Genomic DNA, 18,614 nt, shown 5'->3' with positions numbered 1-18,614 from the left:
TCACTCCGATCTCTGGTGGATCAGAACGTCCCGGCCCCCTGGTCATGCACGTGCCCTCCTCGGGTCGTGCAACAGCCGAAAGCGCACCAGGCCCTTTCGTCTATTCGACTGACCCGGACTCAATACCAGTTCGGGTCTTTTCTCAGCTGCTCTTTAAGCAATTCCTGCATACCGGGCTCGGGCTTGCCGAGAAACCGGTAGTTGGCATGCCGGGTCGGCGACTTGTCGGCGGGCAACCCCGCAGGCACTTCCACCAGCAATGCATAGGCATGCTTCTTGTCGAAAGCGAAGGCCACGATCAGCCGCTGGCTGCGGCAACTCTGGGTGGTCTCGCACAACGGTCCCACCAGGTACTTGTCGCCATCCTCCTCCACGGCATTCATTTGTTCGGCATCGCCCGACAGGTTCATGACCCACTCGGGCAATCGCTCTTCCTTTTGCACGACCTTCTGCCAGGTCTCGCGAAACTGCGGATCTGCATTGAGCAGTTGGCTGGCCCGTGCCTGGCCATCGTTGGCAGCCGACGCCAGGGCACTGGCGCTCGACAGCAATACGAAGGCCAGGGTCTTGAAGGAGATCCACATGATCAACCCCGACCGCGACGGCCAAAGAAGAAGGAAGCGATGAACATCACCAGGAACACCACGAAAAGAATCTTGGCGATCCCGGTAGCGGTGCCAGCGATACCACCGAAGCCCAGGACGGCAGCGACGATGGCGATGATCAGGAATGTGATTGCCCAACTCAGCATGATGATTCTCCTTACTCTTCTCTATTAGGAAAGCTGCCGACATGGTTGGCCCGCTACCGCCAAGGGCGGCCCCGGCCATGGTGCCTAGAACACCCAGCGCTCCTGGCGTGGCGACTCAAGCACGGGTTGCGCCTGGTCAACGGTCATCAGTTGTAGGGGTGCGGTGTCGGCGAACGAACTGCTCACCGGACGAAAATGGGTCTGGATGGGGTGTTGATGGGCCGGCACCTGGGGAATAGGGGCCTGGCGATCCTGCCAGCGCTGGAACTGCTGCCCGGCGATTAGAGTGACCAGCAATGCAAGGCAAGCAAACAGCCCTTGCTGGAGGTGCAGCGGCGCGATGCGCAATTGGGCAAGACGTTGGCGATTCATCCTGAAAATCCTCCCACACCGATGGTGATGTTGTTATGGAAGCCGTTGCCTGGGCCCCTCGATGGGAAAGGAAGTTGCAGACTGCATGCCAGCTTTTATCGAGTAATAAATATCAATAAAATCAATTACTTATATAAAGACCAGAAAAAACCCATGGACGCATCCTGCACGATGCCCACTTGGCTGACCGTGCGAAATGCACGATCTTCAACTCAGGGGTTTCTCCTGCTTTCTGATTTTCGGTGGGAACTTTGCCGAGCAGCGAGCAGCCTGATACAGACCTGTACCTGCACAACCTTCAGCCACCGCTGAAAACATCAGTTATTTCAGTTAGTTAGCTATTTCGACCGGATATATCTAACCTGCAACCGGTGGAATGGATCAGAATCAATCTTGCAACTTGCCCGATTTTTCCGGGACTAAATCAGATCGTTCATTAAAGGAGCCTGGGAAAATGGAGCCAGCGCCGGAGAATCAGGGCCGCATCCTTCTGGTAGATGACGAGTCCGCCATCCTTCGCACCTTCCGTTATTGCCTGGAAGACGAGGGCTACATCGTCGCTACCGCAAATAGTGCGGCCCAGGCAGACACGTTGCTGCAACGCCAGGTGTTCGACCTGTGCTTCCTCGACCTGCGCCTAGGAGAAGACAACGGCCTGGATGTATTGGCCCAGATGCGTATCCAGGCGCCCTGGATGCGGGTAGTGATCGTCACCGCCCATTCCGCCGTCGATACCGCCGTGGATGCCATCCAGGCCGGTGCCGCCGATTACCTGGTCAAGCCGTGCAGCCCCGATCAATTGCGCCTGGCCACCGCCAAGCAGTTGGAAGTGCGCCAGCTGTCAGCACGCCTGGAGGCCCTGGAGGGCGAGGTCCGCAAGCCCAGCGATGGCCTGGACTCCCACAGCCCGGCCATGAAGGTGGTGCTGGAGACCGCCCGCCAGGTAGCCAGCACCGATGCCAACATCCTGATTCTCGGTGAATCTGGAACCGGCAAGGGCGAGCTGGCCCGGGCCATCCATGGCTGGAGCAAGCGCGCGAAGAAGTCCTGTGTGACCATCAACTGCCCGTCGCTGACTGCCGAGCTGATGGAGAGCGAGCTCTTCGGCCACAGCCGCGGGGCCTTTACCGGCGCCAGCGAAAGCACCCTGGGCCGGGTCAACCAGGCCGACGGGGGCACGCTGTTTCTCGACGAGATCGGCGACTTCCCGCTGACCCTGCAGCCCAAACTGCTGCGCTTTATCCAGGACAAGGAATATGAACGTGTCGGCGATCCGGTGACCCGGCGCGCCGACGTACGCATCCTGGCCGCCACCAACCTCAATCTGGAAGACATGGTGCGCGACGGGCGTTTTCGCGAGGACCTGCTGTACCGCCTGAACGTGATTACCCTGCACCTGCCGCCTTTGCGCGAGCGCAGCGAAGATATCCTGACCCTGGCCGACCGTTTCCTCGCGCGCTTCGTCAAGGAGTACTCGCGACCGGCACGGGGCTTCAGCGACGAGGCCCGGGAGGCCCTGTTGAACTACCGCTGGCCAGGCAACATTCGCGAGCTGCGCAATGTGGTGGAGCGGGCGAGCATCATCTGTCCCCAGGAACGAGTCGAGATCAGCCACCTGGGCATGGCCGAGCAGCCCACCAGCAATGCGCCGCGAATCGGCGCGGCCTTGAGCCTGGACGAGTTGGAGAAAGCCCATATCGGTGCGGTACTGGCCACCAGCGACACCCTTGACCAAGCCGCCAAGACACTGGGCATCGATGCTTCGACGCTGTATCGCAAGCGCAAACAGTACAACCTGTGAACGATATCCCATGAAGCTAGCGATGAAACTGCGGACCCGGCTGTTTCTGAGCATCTCGGCCCTGATCACCGTGGCGATGCTGGGCCTGGTGCTCGGGCTGGTCAGCGTGATGCAGATGGCCAGTACCCAGGAGTCGCTGATCCGCAACAACTTCATCACCCTGGACCTGGGGCTCAAGCTGCGCCAGACCCTGGGCGACCAGTTGATCCTCATGCTCAGCAACAAGCCCGACCCAGAGGCCCTGGAAGCATCCAGGAAACGTTACCTGGACCTGCTCGACCAAGGCATTGCCCATGAGCAGCAGAACCACAATCAAAGCGGCTTCCAGCAAGCCCGCAGCGACTATCAGAGCTTCTTCCAGGCCTTCGAACACAGCAACGCCCCCAGCACCGGATTGAGTAGCGACAACCAACTGACCGAGCGTTTCAACACCCTGCGCTCAGGCCTGATCAATGAGCACAAGCGCGCCCTGGACAACATCAGCGCAGTGGAGCGCCAGACCCGCGGCCGCGCCCTGCTGGTGGCCGGCCTGCTGGGCCTGGTTGGCCTGGCGGTGCTGATCATCGGTTTCATTACCGCGCATTCCATCGCCCAACGCTTTGGCGGTCCCATCGAGGCCCTGGCCAAGGCGGCGGACAAGATCGGCCAGGGTAACTTCGACGTTACCCTGCCGATTTCAGGCGCCGCGGAAATGAATCTGCTGACCCGACGCTTCGGCATCATGGCTGAGGCGCTGCGCCAACATCAGGCAACCAACGTCGATGAACTGCTGGCCGGCCAGCAACGCCTGCAAGCGGTGCTCGACAGCATCGACGACGGCCTGCTGATGATCGACCGCCAGGGCCGCCTGGAGCACTTGAACCCGGTGGCCCAGCGGCAACTGGGCTGGGACCAGGATCGCCTTGGCCAAGGCCTGGGCAGTGCCCTGCAAAGACCGGAACTGGACGAACAACTGCAACTGGTGCTGCGGGGCGGCAGCCTGGAGCGGGCCCCGGAAGACCTGGATATCGAAGTCGACGGCGAGGCACGCCTGTTGACCTATAGCCTGACCCCGGTATGCCACACCCAAGGGCACATCCTTGGCGCAGTGATGGTGCTGCATGACGTCACCGAGCAGCGGGCCTTCGAGCGCGTGCGCAGTGAGTTCGTGCTGCGCGCCTCCCATGAGCTGCGCACCCCGGTCACCGGCATGCACATGGCCTTCGGGCTGCTCCAGGAACGCCTGCACTTCGCCGAGGAGTCGCGGGAAACCGACCTGCTCAATACCGTCAATGAAGAAATGCAGCGCCTGATGCAGTTGATCAACGATCTGTTGAACTTCTCCCGCTACCAGAACGGCCTGCAGAAGCTCACTCTCGCCCCCTGCTCATTGGAGGATCTGCTGGAGCAGACCCGGGAACGCTTCATCGAACAGGCGCGAAACCGGGACATAGCGCTGCTGCTGGATATGCAGGCGCCACTGCCACGACTGCATGCCGACCAGCCACAGCTGGAGCGGGTCCTGGACAACCTGGTAGGCAACGCCCTGCGCCACACCGCCAAGGGAGGCCAGATCCGCCTGCAGGCCAGGCGTCATGGCGAGCGGGTGATCGTCAGTGTCGAGGACAATGGCGAAGGGATCGCCTACGGCCAGCAGGGGCGGATCTTCGAACCTTTCGTCCAGGTGGGGCGCAAGAAGGGTGGCGCCGGGCTCGGGCTGGCACTGTGCAAGGAAATCGTCCAGCTCCATGGCGGACGCATGGGGGTGTACTCAAGACCGGGGCAGGGTACCCAGTTCTACCTGGCGCTGCCGCTGTAGGGCATCACGCTTCATCATCCAAGCGCCTGGCCATCAGGCGCCGTCCCCGCGTGATCAATTCGGTGAACTGCAAGGCGCTCAGGGCCTGGGCGAACAGCCAGCCCTGGCCGAAGCTGACCCCTTCGCTGCTCAACAGCAAGGCCTGGTCCTCGAACTCGATGCCTTCGGCGATCACCTTGAGCTTCAGGGCGTGGGCCATGCGGATGATGTGCGGGGCCACGCCGCTGCTGGCGGCATCGTGGCCCAGGGCGTCGACGAACGCCTTGTCGATCTTCAGGCAGTCCACCGGCAGGTTCTGCAGGTAGGCCAGGCTGCAATAGCCGGTGCCGAAATCGTCGATCAACACTGGATGCCCGACATCCCTCAGGGCTTGCAGGTTGTTGCGTGCCACCACCACGTCGATCAGTCCGCGCTCGGTCACTTCGAAGGCGATCTGCCGCGCCGCCACCCGGTGCAACGCCAGCAGGCGCGCCATGACCCGGCCGATACGCGGCACCATGACATCGCAAGCGGCCAGGTTGACCGAGATGTACAACTGCGGATTGGCTCGCAACACATGGCCCAACTGTTCCAGCAGGCGCTGCAGGACGAAGTCGGTGATCTGGCGGATCTGCCCGGTGTTCTCTGCCAGCGGGATGAACAGCTCGGGGCTGGTCAGGGTGCCGTCCGGGCGCCGCCAGCGCAGCAAGGCCTCGGCTCCCACGCAGAGCCGGCTGTTGAGATCGAAGATCGGTTGGTACAGCACCTGCAGTTCCTTACGACGCAAGGCACCTTGCAGTTCCGCCCCCAGGGACTGCCGCTGCCGCGCCAGCTGATACACCAGTGCGCAGATGAACAGCGCCAACAACAGGCTCACCGGCAGCAACCACCACCAGCCATAGAGCATTTCCGCCTGCATGCTGGCCCTTGGAGTGATCAGCACCAGTTGGTACTCGGGGTTCTGGGTCGGCATGCGGTAGATCAGCAGGTCCCGGGTCACCTGCAGTGGCTGGCCTCGACTGGGATGCCAGGGCTGCACCGGCGGCCAGGGGCGCGCCAGGCCCAGTACCGGAATGGCCCGGGCACCATGATCGACCACCACCATCAGGCTGCCCCCGGGCGGCAGGTCGACCACGTCCGTCAGGTGCCCACGGGAAGTGGCGACGCGAAAGTTGCCACGGCCGAGCATGAGCGCCGCGAGGTTTTCATTGGGTTCGGTGGAGGTATTGAGCCAGTAGCTATAGGTGGGGCCCCGGATATCCGCAGGCCTGGGGGATGGCGTCAGGTTCTGCTGCGGCCAGTTGGAGCAGGTCTGGTCGGCGTCCATGTAAACCGCCTCGTAGATGAAGCGATAGCTGTAGCTGACCTGCTGCAACGCCGTGATCATGTCCGCGCTGCACTCGCGTAGCGGTTGCGCCTCCAAGGCATCCAGGCCCTCGCGCAGCTGTCCGAACAACTGCTCCAGGCGCTCCAGGAATCGCTGGCCCTGGGCATTCATCTGCTCGCTTTCCTGCTGCTGGACCTGATGCATCGCCACGCCAACGCTGCCCAGCATCAGCACCGCCGCACTCAAGGCAGCCGCCAGCATCGCCAACACCCATGGGCGATGAAACCAACTGCGCACGGGCTCGCCGGAGGCCTGCATCTTGGAAGATCCGAAGGATTACCAATGAGTTATAGCAACTGATTGGGCAATCGGCGCGGACCGTCCGGCGGCGTCATTATTTTGTCTGGTTGAGGACCTGCAGGATCGCTGCGCTTTCAGCGTCCGGGGTGCCATCGAAACGGCCGGGCCGGTAGTGCATCTGGAAGGCTGCCAGCACATGCCGGGTGGCCACATCCAACTCGCCGGTCTGCGGGGTGGCGTAGCCCAGGTGGGCCAACTGCTGCTGGAACCAGCTGATGCTCGGCAGGTTCGCCGCATAGAACGCCTGCTGGCGAGCCACTGCCTGGGCATTGGGCCACAGGCCCAGGCCCGCCTCGGCCAGGCGCTTCCAGGGGAACAGCGGGCCTGGATCGAGCTTGCGCAGCGGTGCGATGTCACTGTGGCCGATGATGTGCCGAGGGGAAATGTTGTTGCGCTTGCTGATGTCCTTGAGCAGCACGATCAGGTTCTGGATCTGCGCTTCGCTGTAGGGGTACCAGAGCCGCCCGTTGGGGCCGTCGCGAAACCCCGGGTTGACGATCTCGATACCGATGGAGCTGGAGTTGAGCCAGGTTCGTCCCTGCCATTGGCTCTCGCCGGCATGCCACGCACGGTACTGTTCATCCACCAGTTTGTAGATAGTGGCGGACTTGTCATCGCCGATCAGGTAATGGCTGCTGACCTGGCCATGGGTCAGCAGGGCCAGGGAACGCTCCATGGACGCCGAGGTGTAATGGACGATGATGAACTGGGCCCGCTGATCGTAGTTGACCGAGGGGTGGCTGGTATCGATGCGCGGGCCGCTGGCGCAGCCAGCAAGCAGCAACAGGGAGAAGGCAAGGGCAAACAGTTTCATGGCAGGGCAGCACGTTGCGACATTAATGCAACAGTGTAACGTACTGCTCCCCGATCCATGGGCAAAACTGCGCTACCCGGCTCGGTTCAGCCGGCCTCGACCCGGTTTCGCCCGGCATCTTTTGCTCGATATAGCGCCTGATCGGCTCTTTTTATCACCATGTCGCTGCGATCTCCCGACTTGAACGCACTCATGCCCACAGACACAGTGATGGTCACCGGTTCGCCCTTGAAATGGAACGGACAGGCCTCGATCGCCGCACGCAGGGTTTCCACCAACCGTACGCCCACCGGCCACGGTGTATTGGGCAACAGCAGGACAAACTCCTCACCACCGAAGCGGGCGATGAAATCGGTACCCCGCAAGCGCTTGCGCAGTACGCTGGCAATGATCTTCAGCACCTTGTCGCCAGCCAGGTGCCCATAGTTATCGTTGATCCGCTTGAAGTGGTCGAGATCGAGCATGGCCAGCAACAGGCTGTTGCCATGGCGTTGCCACTGTTCGATCTCATGCTCCAGGCGCTCGCTCCAGGCCGCACGGTTGGGCAGCCCGGTCAGCGGGTCGATCAATGCCTTCTGCCGCTGCTCCTCCAAGTGCTCGCGATAGCCCTGGGCCTCCTGCTCCATGCTCGAGACCCGGGCCGCCAGGCTTTGCAAGCGTGTGGCCATGTCCTTCTCGCGCTCGTCGCGCTGGCGCTGATGCTGGTCCATGGTGCCCAGCAGGCCTTCCAGATGGCTTTCCAGTACCTGTTTGAGGTCGTCCAGGTCCGCTGCTTCCTGCACGCTGCTCTGCAGACCATCGACCTGCTCGCGGATCTGCGTATCCATGGCGCGCGCGGCCGAGCTGATATCGGCATGACCGTCACTGGCTGCCTGCAGATTGCTCTGGAAGGCTTCCAGGCGCTCGTTGAGCTGCTTGAGGTAATTCTCGAACTCATGCTGGCCAGAGTCGGTGATCGCCAGCATCAACACCGCAAGATCATCGAGGATCGGCAGCAACTCATACCAGTTCAGGCCATGTTGCAGACGATCACGCATTGCCTCTGCTTGAGGGCGATGCCGCTCAGGCAGGCTCAGGTCATCGAGCAGGCCCAGGAGGGTGTGCTCGATGTGCTTGGCCACCGAACTGTAGGAAGGCTCGGGCGAGTCCGGCAACGCATAGAGCACGTCATGATCCGGCTGCTCCGGGTCGATGGCCGCCAACGCCTCGGCCATCACCTGGGGCAGGGGCAGGCTGTCGAGCAAGGCGGCAGAGGAAATGGGCAGCAGCTCGTCAGGATTGCCGCCCTTCGGCTCGGGGGCGATCAGGGGATCGGGTGCAGGTGCAGGTGCAGGTGCAGGTGCAGGTGCAGGTGCAGGTGCAGGTGCAGGTGCCAGGGTCGGCCCGGGCCTCTCGGTTCGCAATACTTCAACGGGCTCCTGCAACCCTGCCGGCACCTCGGAAGGACGTTCCAGCTCGAGCGCAGGAGTTTCCGGCACCAGGACCTGGGGTATGAAGGCGACAGCCTCTGTCGGACCGGGCTCGGGTTCTGGCTCGGTTTCGAGCTTGGGGGCAACGGCAGCAGAGGGTTCGAAGGCGGCCTGGGACAAGGGTTCCGCCTCTGCCGACAACGGTGCGACACCAGGTGCCGGCGCTACCGTGCCAGCTTGGGGCACAACGCTATCGGGCACTTCGTCGTGCTCGCTAGCCACCTCATTCGGGGCCGTTGGCTCCTCAGGCTGTGGATGATTGTCTACAGCCTGGGCCGAAGGGGCGAGCGCCTCGGGTCCCGGCGCGGCTTGCGCAGGATCACGGGAGCCGAACAGCCGTTGCAACAGGCCAGGGCGACCGGGTTCGGCCGGACCGTCCAACTGGTTCAGGGCCTTGCCTTGCAGGGCGCTCAGCTCCCCCAATAGCAAGGGAATCTCCCGGGCCTGACCGACCCGGCCATCCAGCTGCTTGGCGAACGCCTTGAGTGGGCGGCTGACTTCCCTGGGCAGGGGCAGGGACTGCAATTGGGTGACCAGCGCCGTCAATGCGCTGCTCATCTGGTCGATACGGGTTTCCCGACGCTGTTCGGAGTCCAGCACGGCCTTTTCCAGGCGCGGAATCAAGGCAGCCAGTCCGGCGTCCATATCGTCGGTACGCACGACCTCGCGCATTTCCTTCATGCATTGGTCAACCGCGCGGTCGGTGCCCTCCGCGGCCAGGGTGCTGCGCACCAGGCCCCGGCGCAACAAGTCCAGTCGTGCAGCCCAGCGGCGCTCGAGCTTTTCCTGTTGTTCGATGCTTTTTAAGTACTTCTCTTTCCAACGTTGGGCGTCGTCGCTCATTCATCGATTCCGCGAGGGGCAGGACTCAACGCGGGCAATGCATCGGCCGTGAGCGAACCCGGCAGACGAATCTCTACCGCGACCGGCAAGTGATCGGATATGGGTTGGGCCAGGACTTCGACTCGCTCCAGGGTCAGGCTGGGGCTGAGCAGGATGTGATCCAGGCAGCGTTGTGGGCGCCAGCTGGGGAAGGTCGCCTGCAGTTGCGGCGCCAGCAGGCTCAAGTCGCGCAAGGGGGAATGCTCCAACAGGTCGCTGGCATGGGTATTCATATCCCCCATCAACACCTGATGCTTGTAGCCGCCGATCAACTCGCGAATGTAGGCCAGTTGCCGGGTTCGCGCCCGAGCGCCAAGGGCCAGGTGCATCATCACCACGACCAGGGCCTCCGGCCCCTCGCCGAAACGCAGCAGGATCGCCCCACGCCCCTTGGGGCCGGGCAGGGGATGATCCTCGATCGCCCAGGGCCGCAAGCGGCTGAGCACGCCATTGCTGTGCTGGGCCAGGCGTCCGAGGTTGCGATTGAGCTGCTGGTACCAGTAGGGGAAGGCACCCAGTTGGGCCAGGTGCTCCACCTGGTTGACGTAGCCCGAACGCAGGCTGCCGCCATCGGCTTCCTGCAGGGCTACCAGGTCGAAGTCCCCCAGCAGGTTGCCTATTTTCTGCAGGTTGTCCGCCCGACCGTTATGGGGCAACAGGTGCTGCCAGCCGCGGGTCAGGTAGTGACGATAACGCTCGGTGCTGATGCCGACCTGGATGTTGAAGCTGAGTAGTCGCAGGCGACTGTCTGCCGGCAGGCCGGTCGACGCTAAATGATGTTCGTTGACCTGCGGATCATGCAGGCCAACGATGCGTTCCGAGCCCCAGCGCGGCATGGCGGCGGCGCTTACTTGGCCGCGCGCTCTTTGGCGATCAGCTGGTCGGCCACGCTCAGCGCCCCTTCAGGACCGCCAGCAGTGCCCAGGTCGAAACGATACTTGCCGTTGACCACCATGGTAGGTACGCCAGAGATCTGATAGGCCTGGGCTTTCTTCTTGGCATCCTCGACCTTGCCTTTGACGGCGAAGGAATTGTAGGTGCTCAGGAACTTGTCCTTGTCGACACCCTCGCCAGCCAGGAAGTCGGCCATTTCCTCAGGAGTAGCGAGTTTCTTGCCGCTGTGGATGGCCTCGAACACGGCCTTGTGCACCTTGTGCTCGACCCCCATGGCTTCCAGGGTGATGAACAGCTGGCCATGGACATTCCAGATGCCACCGAACATGGCTGGGATACGTACGAAGTTGACGTCGGCAGGGAGTTTCTCGACCCAAGGGTTGATGGTGGGTTCGAAGGCATAGCAATGAGGGCAGCCATACCAGAACAGCTCCACCACTTCGATCTTGCCAGGCACCGCAACCGGAACGGCGCTGCTCAACTCGACATATTGTTTACCGGCTTCAAGCGGTTCGGCGGCTTGAGCGGTCACGCCAAACAGGCTGGCGGTGACGAGAGCGGCGCTGAGAATCAGATTACGCATGCTTTACTCCTGGACGATTTAGGCGCCTCGCGCGACCTGAATTCAGACAGATCATGGCGGGCTTGAGTTCGCTAGTGTAGCGGCTGGCGCCATAAAAAAGGGCGGCCTGAGCCACCCTTTATGCTTGCACCGTCAGATTAATCGATCATTAACGTCGCCGTGGCTATGCACCTTCCGGCAACTGATCGCGGCGGCCTCAGTGCAGGCCTTGAATATAGCTGGACACTGCTTCGATGTCCTTGTTGCTCAGCTTGCTGGCAATGCTGCGCATGACCATGGTGTCGCCATCGTTGGTACGTGCACCTTCGCGGAAGTCGGTCAGCTGCTTGGCCACATATTGAGCGTGCTGGCCACCCAGGTGAGGGAAACCTGCCGCTGCGTTACCCGCGCCGTTCGGCGAATGGCAGCCGGTACAGGCTGGCATGCCCTGGTCCAGCTTGCCGCCACGGAACAGTTCTTCGCCACGGGCCACAACTTTTGGATCAGCCGCGCCGACGCTGCCTTTCTGGCTGGCGAAATAGGCGGCGATGTCAGCCAGGTCCTGATCGCTCAGGTTGGTCAGCAGGCCGGTCATTTCCAGCACTTGACGCTTACCGGACTTGATATCGTGCAGCTGCTTGTCCAGGTACCTCTCCCCCTGGCCTGCCAGTTTGGGAAAGTTTGGCGCCATGCTGTTCCCATCAGGGCCGTGACAAGCGCCACAGACTGCGGCTTTCGCCTGACCGGCAGCAGCGTCGCCTGCGGCATGGGCAACACCGGTGATGCCCAAGGTCAACAGCAGACTCACGAGTAATTTGTTCATCAGCTAATCCAACTACGGCTAAGGGTTAAGAGTTATGGACCGGGATCACTCGCTCATCCAGTGGATGATGGCTCGGTAATCCTCGGCACTGCAGTCCATGCACAAACCACGCGGCGGCATCGCCTTGAAACCCTGGGTCACGTGTTGCACCAGCGTCTCCATACCTTGCGCCAACCTCGGCGCCCAAGCTTCCTGGTCGCCCTTGCGGGGCGCCGTCGGTAGTTGGCCGGAATGACAAGCCCCACAAACACGGTTGTACACAGCTTCCGGATCCTGTGTAGCCTGCGCGCTGTAAAGCGGCATCAAGAGCCCGGTAGCCAGCAGCCATTTCGTCATAAAACGACCTTTTCAGGGTTGAGAGCGTGCTGCGTTCTAATGCGCATACAAGGTTTATCGCTCTCGTGAACTTCATCCTACGCTGGGACAAAGCGCACACAAAATCTGCGGCATTATATACTGGCGCTACTGAAACGGAAACGACACCGCTCGCCGCACCCATCCTCGGCACCGCCCCTATTTCGGAAATCCCATGCAACTGAAGAACCCCATCCTCGGTCTGTGCCAACAGGCTACTTTCATGCTCAGCGCCGCCAAGGTCGATCAATGCCCTGACGACGCCGGCTTCGAAGTTGCCTTCGCCGGGCGTTCCAACGCCGGTAAATCCAGCGCCTTGAACACCCTGACCCACGCCAGCCTGGCACGCACCTCGAAGACCCCGGGCCGCACGCAATTGTTGAACTTCTTCAAGCTAGACGACGATCGCCGTCTGGTCGACCTGCCGGGCTACGGCTACGCCAAGGTACCGATCCCCTTGAAGCAGCACTGGCAGCGCCACCTGGAGGCCTACCTGGGCAGCCGGGAGAGCCTCAAGGGTCTGATCCTGATGATGGATATCCGTCATCCAATGACCGATTTCGACACCCTGATGCTGGACTGGGCCGTGGCCAGCGGCATGCCAATGCACATCCTGCTGACCAAGGCCGACAAACTGACCTATGGCGCAGCCAAGAACACCCTGCTCAAGGTCCAGTCGCAAATTCGCAAGGGCTGGGGCGAAGCCATCACTATCCAGCTGTTCTCCGCACCCAAGCGCATGGGCCTGGAAGAAGCCTACACCGTGCTGGCGGGCTGGCTGGAACTGGCCGACAAAGGCGCCGAGATCGAGGCCTGAGAGAGATAAAAATTGTCTGCACGGTGATCAGGCAAGGCAAAAAGCGGCGGGAAAGCGGAGTTTAGGGGCCTAAATGAGCATTTCCCGCCGCTTTTTAACGCAGCATGGTCGCCACGCAGGCAATTTTCAGGCAAAAAAAACCCCGGACTTCATATGGGGAGGGGGAAGTTCGGGGTTCAAGTTCTAGACCGCTAGGGCGGGGTCCAGATATCTGCCAACACTTAACACGACATAGGAGCATTGAAGGGCTTCACCAGCCATTCAGTAACTCTGAGTGGGCGTTTCTCGATTTAGTTCCGGCCGAGCGCAAAAACTATTGGCGATAACCCCTGAAATTTTTCGTGCTAATGGTTCTCCAGGGTTTTGCCGCGACACTATGTCGCGGCAAAAATCGGCGAAAAGTCCCCTTAATGGGCCTCATCCCAGTTATTTCCCACCCCGACTTCCACCAATAGCGGCACATCCAGGGTCGCGGCACCGCTCATGTAACCGCGAATTTCTTCGCGCACCTGGTCCACCAGGTCCTCGCGAACCTCCAATACCAGTTCGTCGTGCACCTGGAGAATGACCCTGGCGTCCAGCCCCGAGTCCTGCAGCCAGTTGTCCACCGCCACCATGGCTTTCTTGATGATGTCCGCGGCAGTGCCTTGCATTGGCGCGTTGATCGCCGTGCGTTCGGCACCGGCCCGCTCCTGGGGCTTGTTGGAATTGATCTCGGGCAGGTACAGGCGGCGACCGAAGATGGTCTCCACATACCCTTGGTCGGCCGCCTGGGCACGGGTGCGGTCCATGTACTCGCGCACCCCCGGATAGCGGGCGAAGTAGGTGTCGATATAAGCCTTGGCCTGCTTGGTATCGACGCCGATATCCTTGCCCAGCTTCTGCGCCCCCATGCCATAGATCAGGCCGAAGTTGATGGCCTTGGCACTGCGGCGCTGCTCGGAGGTAACGTCCCCGAGATCGACCTTGAACACTTCCGCCGCCGTGGCCGTGTGCACGTCCTGGTTGTTGCGAAAAGCATTGAGCAAGCCTTCGTCCTGGGACAGATGCGCCATGATCCGCAGCTCGATCTGCGAGTAGTCCGCCGCCAGCAGCTTGTAGCCGGCCGGAGCGACGAAGGCCTGGCGAATGCGCCGCCCCTCTGCTGTGCGTACCGGGATGTTCTGCAGGTTCGGATCACTGGAAGACAGGCGCCCGGTAGACGCTACTGCCTGGTGATACGAGGTGTGGATCCGTCCGGTGCGCGGGTTGATCTGCTCCGGCAGGCGGTCGGTATAAGTACTCTTGAGCTTGCTCATGGAGCGGTACTGCATCAGCACCCGGGGCAGCGGGTAGTCGTCCTCGGCCAGCTTGGCCAGCACCTCTTCGGCGGTGGACGGCTGGCCCTTGGCAGTCTTCTTCAGCACTGGCAGGCCAAGCTTGTCATAAAGGATGCTGCCCAGCTGCTTCGGCGATCCCAGGTTGAATTCCTCGCCGGCGATTTCGAAAGCCTCACGCTCCAGGGCCTCCATCTTGTCGCCCAGCTCGATGCTCTGCACGCCCAGCAGCTTGTCGTCCACCAGCGCGCCCTGGCGCTCGATGCGAGCCAGTACCGGTACCAGAGGCATCTCGATATCGGTCAGCACGCTGGCCAGGCTCGGAATGGCGCTGAGTTTCTCGAACAGGGCCTGGTGCAGGCGCAGGGTCACGTCGGCGTCTTCGGCGGCGTAGGGGCCGGCCTGCTCCAGCGGGATCTGGTCGAACGTCAGCTGCTTGGCGCCCTTGCCGGCGATGTCCTGGAAACTCACGGTGCTGTGGTCCAGGTACTTCTGCGCCAGGCTGTCCATGTCATGGCGGGTGGCGGTGGAATTGAGCACATAGGACTCGAGCATGGTATCGAAGGCCACGCCGCGCATGGTGATGCCATTGGCCGGGTCGCCACCGATGGCGCAGTTGGCCAGGATGTTCATGTCGAACTTGGCGTGCTGGCCCACCTTGAGCAACTTCGGGTCTTCCAGCAGCGGCTTCAGGGCCAGCAGCACGGTGTCGCGATCCAACTGCGCGGGCGCCCCCATGTAGCTGTGTGTCAGCGGAACGTAGGCCGCCTCACCCGCGGTGACCGCGAAGGACAGGCCCACCAGTTGGGCTTGCTGGGCATCGATACCCGTGGTTTCGGTATCGAAGGCCATCAGCTTGGCCCCCTTGAGCTTTTGCAACCAGAAGTCGAAACGCGCCGGGTCGAGGATGGTTTCGTACTGCAGTTCCAGCGGGGACTCCTCCGCCGGCGCTTGCTGTTCAGCGGCGGCCGGGGCAGCGCTGGTATCGAGCTCGACACGCTTGGCATCGCGCTGCAGATCGTCGAGCCAGCTCTTGAACTCCATCAGGCTGTAGAGCTCTGCGAGCTTTTCGCGATCCGGCTCGCGCAGGTGCAGGTCGTCCAGGCCCACATCCAGGGCAACGTCGACCTTGATGGTCGCCAGTTGATAGGACAGGAAAGCCATTTCCTTATGTTCTTCAAGCTTGGCCGGCAGCGTCTTGGCCCCGCGAATCGGCAGGGTCGGCACGATATCGAGCTGCTCGTAGAGCTCCTTGAGGCCGCCGTTGACCCCCACCAGCAAGCCCGAGGCGGTCTTCGGACCGATGCCCGGAACGCCAGGGATGTTGTCGGAGGAGTCGCCCATCAGCGCCAGGTAATCGATGATCTGCTCGGGAGCGACACCGAATTTCTCCTTCACGCCCTCCACGTCCATGCTGCTACCGGACATGGTGTTGACCAGGGTAATGTGCCCATCCACCAGCTGCGCCATGTCCTTGTCGCCGGTGGAGATGACCACAGGCCGGGACGCCGCGGAGCTACTGCGGGCCAGGGTTCCGATCACGTCGTCGGCCTCGACGCCCTCGACGCACAGCAACGGGAAGCCCAGGGCGATCACGCTGGCATGCAGCGGCTCGATCTGCACCCGCATGTCATCGGGCATGCTGGGGCGATTGGCCTTGTAGTCAGCATACATTTCGTCGCGAAAGGTCCCGCCCTTGGCGTCGAACACCACGGCGAACGGGCTTTGCGGGTACTGCTTGCGCAGGCTCTTGAGCATGTTCAGCACGCCCTTGACCGCGCCGGTCGGCATGCCTTTGGAGGTAGTCAGCGGTGGCAGCGCGTGAAAAGCGCGGTACAGGTAGGACGAACCGTCCACCAGGACGAGGGGGGCTTGGCTCATGAGCGGAATCAACCTTTTGGACGGGTCCGGCGCTAGAATAGCGGGACCGTTGACGACAAAGGGACAAGGTTATCATGCGCACAATAAATCGCTTGCTGCTGGCCGGCTTGATTGCAGTTTCCTCCATGGCAGCGATCGCCGCGGAAGATGCACCTTCGGCCGACCCGGAAGTCACCATTCGCACGGAAGGCGACAAGACCATCCAGGAATACCGGCAAAATGGCTTCCTGTATGCGATCAAGGTCACGCCAAAAGGTGGCAAGCCCTATTTCCTGGTGCGCGCCGATGGCTCCGACGGCAACTTCATCCGTTCGGATCAGCCCGATATGCTGATCCCTTCGTGGAAAATCTTCGAGTGGTAAGCCACTCCGACTTCAACTCAATGGCGCCGGCCCGATAGCGGCGCCCGTACTGGCAGTTCTTAACCATGTCTGTGTTCACCCCCCTGGCTCGGCCCGAGCTGGAAACCTTTCTCGCCCCATATGGGCTCGGCCGCCTGCTTGATTTCCAGGGGATTGCCGCTGGTAGCGAAAACACCAATTTCTTCATCAGCCTGGAACAGGGCGAGTTCGTCTTGACGCTGGTCGAGCGCGGGCCTGTCCAGGAAATGCCGTTCTTCATCGAGTTGCTGGACGTCCTGCACGAGGCGGACCTGCCGGTTCCCTACGCGCTGCGTACCACCGACGGCGTCGCCCTGCGGGAACTGGCGGGCAAGCCAGCGCTGCTGCAACCGCGCCTGGCCGGCAAGCACATCAAGCAAGCCAACGCCCAGCACTGCGTCCAGGTTGGCGAGCTGCTGGGCCACCTGCACGTGGCCACCAAGGACAACATGATCAAGCGCAAGACCGATCGTGGCCTGGACTGGATGCAGGAAGAGGGCGCCAAGCTGCTGCCACACCTGGACAGCACCGCCAAGGACCTGCTGCAACGTGCGCTGCAAGAGATCGTCGAACAGAGGACCAGGATCCTCGCCCTGCCACGGGCCAACATCCATGCCGACCTGTTCCGCGACAACGCGATGTTCGAAGGTACCCACCTGACCGGCCTGATCGATTTCTATAACGCCTGCTCGGGGCCGATGCTGTACGACGTGGCCATTGCTCTGAACGACTGGTGTTCCGACGCCGAAGGGATGCTCGACGGCCAGCGCGCACGGGCCTTGCTCGGTGCCTACGCGACCTTGCGGCCATTCACCGCCGCCGAGGCCGAACTGTGGCCAACCATCCTGCGGGTGGCCTGCGTGCGTTTCTGGCTGTCACGCCTGATCGCTGCCGAGACCTTTGCCGGCCAGGACGTACTGATCCACGACCCGATGGAGTTCCAGCGCTACCTGGCCCAGCGCCAGCAGGTCAGCGTGGCCCTGCCGTTCGCCCTCTGAAACGCTTCGCGGGCCAGCCGCCCCTGTCGTAAACGAGCAGGAGCGGCTGGCCCGCGAAGGATGAAGCCTGTACTGGAAACCTGCTTATAGCTGCTCCAGGCAGCCGGCCAGATCGTTGCCGAGCTTCTCCAGCACCTGCTCGTAGCCCGTGGCGGACGCCGGGGTGTAGCCGCCCAATGCATCCAGTTCGGCCAGCTTTACCGGCAGGCCGGCCACCAGGGTTTCCGCCAGCCGCGGACGCAGCGGCGGCTCGCTGAACACACACGTCTTGCCCACCTGCTGCAGGCGCGCGCGCATGGCCGCTACATGCTGGGCCCCAGGCTGCACCTCGGCAGCGACGCTGAACACCCCGGTGTGCTTGAGACCATAGGCGTCCTCGAAATAGTCGAAGGCTTCATGGAAGACGAAATAGGGCTTGCCGGCGATCCCCGCCAGGCGAGCCTTCAGGCGGGTGTCCAGGGCATCCAGGCGCTCGCTGAAAGCCTTCAGGTTGTCCTGGTAACGCGTGGCATTGGCCGGATCGGCGGCGCTCAAGTCGGCCGCCATGCGAGTGGCGATCACCCGGGCATTGACCGGCGACAGCCAAAGGTGGGCATCCAGGCTGCCGGGACGATGATCGTGATCATGTTCGTCGGCATCTTCGGCATGGGAGTGGCTATCTTCGGCAAAACGGCGAAGCTTCATGCCTGGCAGGTCCTGTACCGCCACCGAGGGCAGGCTGCGGCCCTTCAGGACACGCGGCAGGAACCCCTCCATGTCCGGGCCGATCCAGTACAGAAGATCCACGCTCTGCACCTTGCGCACATCGGAAGGGCGCAACGCATAGTTGTGCGGCGAAGCGCCCGGCGGCAGCAGCACCTCGGGAATCGCCACGCCGTCCTGCACCGCCGCGGCAATCAACTGCAGTGGCTTGATACTGGTCAGCACCCGGACTTCAGCCTGGGCCGAGCCGATCGCGAACAAGCTGAAGGTAAAAGCGACAAAAAGACGAAAAAGTCGGGGCACGATGGACACTCGAAGAGGCGATAGCGGGTAA

General features: G+C 62.1%; 17 protein-coding genes. 5 read left to right on the top strand and 12 right to left on the bottom strand.

From position 1 onward, the window contains the following. Nucleotides 1-119: 119 nt before the first annotated feature. From I9018_RS00540 to I9018_RS00530, 3 genes are all read right to left on the bottom strand, one after another. Nucleotides 120-584, bottom strand: a complete 465-nt coding sequence (locus I9018_RS00540) for an inhibitor of vertebrate lysozyme family protein (RefSeq protein WP_241108479.1) — start codon at nucleotides 582-584, stop codon at nucleotides 120-122. Nucleotides 585-586: 2 nt separating this feature from the next. Next, the gene (locus I9018_RS00535; RefSeq protein ID WP_003170804.1) at nucleotides 587-751 is read right to left on the bottom strand and encodes a DUF1328 domain-containing protein; all 165 of its coding nucleotides are present in this window, start codon (nucleotides 749-751) and stop codon (nucleotides 587-589) included. A gap of 84 nt (nucleotides 752-835) precedes the next feature. Next, nucleotides 836-1,123, bottom strand: coding sequence for a hypothetical protein (locus I9018_RS00530; RefSeq protein ID WP_068575382.1), 288 nt, complete (start codon nucleotides 1,121-1,123; stop codon nucleotides 836-838). A 454-nt stretch (nucleotides 1,124-1,577) separates the two neighbouring features. Between I9018_RS00530 and algB the strand changes: the two genes are divergently transcribed. Beyond that, nucleotides 1,578-2,924 (top strand): sigma-54-dependent response regulator transcription factor AlgB, encoded by a 1,347-nt coding sequence (gene algB / locus I9018_RS00525; protein ID WP_068575383.1) that lies wholly within the window; start codon nucleotides 1,578-1,580, stop codon nucleotides 2,922-2,924. Between the two features lie 10 nt (nucleotides 2,925-2,934). Beyond that, a complete protein-coding gene (locus I9018_RS00520) occupies nucleotides 2,935-4,722 on the top strand; it encodes a KinB sensor domain-containing domain (protein ID WP_068575384.1) in 1,788 nt (595 codons plus the stop codon). Between the two features lie 4 nt (nucleotides 4,723-4,726). On the opposite strand, the gene I9018_RS00515 is transcribed toward I9018_RS00520, so the two are convergent. The 7 genes from I9018_RS00515 to I9018_RS00485 form a co-directional block, all read right to left on the bottom strand. Further along, a complete protein-coding gene (locus I9018_RS00515) occupies nucleotides 4,727-6,346 on the bottom strand; it encodes an EAL domain-containing protein (RefSeq protein WP_241108478.1) in 1,620 nt (539 codons plus the stop codon). 76 nt (nucleotides 6,347-6,422) lie between these two features. Further along, the gene (locus I9018_RS00510; protein WP_068575386.1) at nucleotides 6,423-7,202 is read right to left on the bottom strand and encodes an N-acetylmuramoyl-L-alanine amidase; all 780 of its coding nucleotides are present in this window, start codon (nucleotides 7,200-7,202) and stop codon (nucleotides 6,423-6,425) included. Between the two features lie 86 nt (nucleotides 7,203-7,288). Continuing rightward, nucleotides 7,289-9,514: a diguanylate cyclase gene (locus I9018_RS00505; RefSeq protein ID WP_241108477.1), complete on the bottom strand. Its 2,226-nt coding sequence runs from the start codon at nucleotides 9,512-9,514 to the stop codon at nucleotides 7,289-7,291. Then, complete coding sequence (locus I9018_RS00500; RefSeq protein ID WP_068575388.1) at nucleotides 9,511-10,389, bottom strand: endonuclease/exonuclease/phosphatase family protein; 879 nt, start codon at nucleotides 10,387-10,389, stop codon at nucleotides 9,511-9,513. Before I9018_RS00500 ends, I9018_RS00505 begins: the two co-directional genes overlap by 4 nt. Nucleotides 10,390-10,400: 11 nt before the next feature. Next, nucleotides 10,401-11,030: a thiol:disulfide interchange protein DsbA/DsbL gene (locus tag I9018_RS00495; RefSeq protein ID WP_068575389.1), complete on the bottom strand. Its 630-nt coding sequence runs from the start codon at nucleotides 11,028-11,030 to the stop codon at nucleotides 10,401-10,403. Nucleotides 11,031-11,226: 196 nt separating this feature from the next. Continuing rightward, a complete protein-coding gene (locus tag I9018_RS00490; protein WP_068575390.1) occupies nucleotides 11,227-11,832 on the bottom strand; it encodes a c-type cytochrome in 606 nt (201 codons plus the stop codon). 45 nt (nucleotides 11,833-11,877) lie between these two features. Beyond that, entirely contained in the window at nucleotides 11,878-12,168 is a 291-nt protein-coding gene (locus tag I9018_RS00485; protein WP_068575391.1) for a c-type cytochrome, read from the bottom strand. A 193-nt stretch (nucleotides 12,169-12,361) separates the two neighbouring features. On the opposite strand from I9018_RS00485, the gene yihA reads away from it, so the two are divergent. Continuing rightward, nucleotides 12,362-13,003: a ribosome biogenesis GTP-binding protein YihA/YsxC gene (gene yihA / locus I9018_RS00480; protein ID WP_068575392.1), complete on the top strand. Its 642-nt coding sequence runs from the start codon at nucleotides 12,362-12,364 to the stop codon at nucleotides 13,001-13,003. Between the two features lie 407 nt (nucleotides 13,004-13,410). Here the strand turns inward: yihA and polA are convergent, their stop codons facing one another. Beyond that, entirely contained in the window at nucleotides 13,411-16,200 is a 2,790-nt protein-coding gene (gene polA, locus I9018_RS00475) for a DNA polymerase I (RefSeq protein WP_241108476.1), read from the bottom strand. Between the two features lie 74 nt (nucleotides 16,201-16,274). Between polA and I9018_RS00470 the strand changes: the two genes are divergently transcribed. Together I9018_RS00470 and I9018_RS00465 are read left to right on the top strand one after the other, a co-directional pair. Continuing rightward, nucleotides 16,275-16,562, top strand: a complete 288-nt coding sequence (locus tag I9018_RS00470; RefSeq protein WP_068575394.1) for a DUF2782 domain-containing protein — start codon at nucleotides 16,275-16,277, stop codon at nucleotides 16,560-16,562. Nucleotides 16,563-16,627: 65 nt separating this feature from the next. Next, nucleotides 16,628-17,578 (top strand): homoserine kinase, encoded by a 951-nt coding sequence (locus I9018_RS00465; RefSeq protein ID WP_068575395.1) that lies wholly within the window; start codon nucleotides 16,628-16,630, stop codon nucleotides 17,576-17,578. A gap of 84 nt (nucleotides 17,579-17,662) precedes the next feature. Here I9018_RS00465 and I9018_RS00460 read toward each other — a convergent pair whose 3' ends face one another. Further along, nucleotides 17,663-18,592 (bottom strand): zinc ABC transporter substrate-binding protein, encoded by a 930-nt coding sequence (locus I9018_RS00460; protein ID WP_124345412.1) that lies wholly within the window; start codon nucleotides 18,590-18,592, stop codon nucleotides 17,663-17,665. Between the last annotated feature and the right edge of the window lie 22 nt (nucleotides 18,593-18,614).

This window comes from Pseudomonas sp. MPFS (assembly GCF_022537035.1).
Lineage (GTDB): Bacteria > Pseudomonadota > Gammaproteobacteria > Pseudomonadales > Pseudomonadaceae > Aquipseudomonas > Aquipseudomonas sessilinigenes.
Note: the sequence above shows the minus strand (reverse complement) of the source record. Positions and strands in the feature narration are given on the sequence as shown.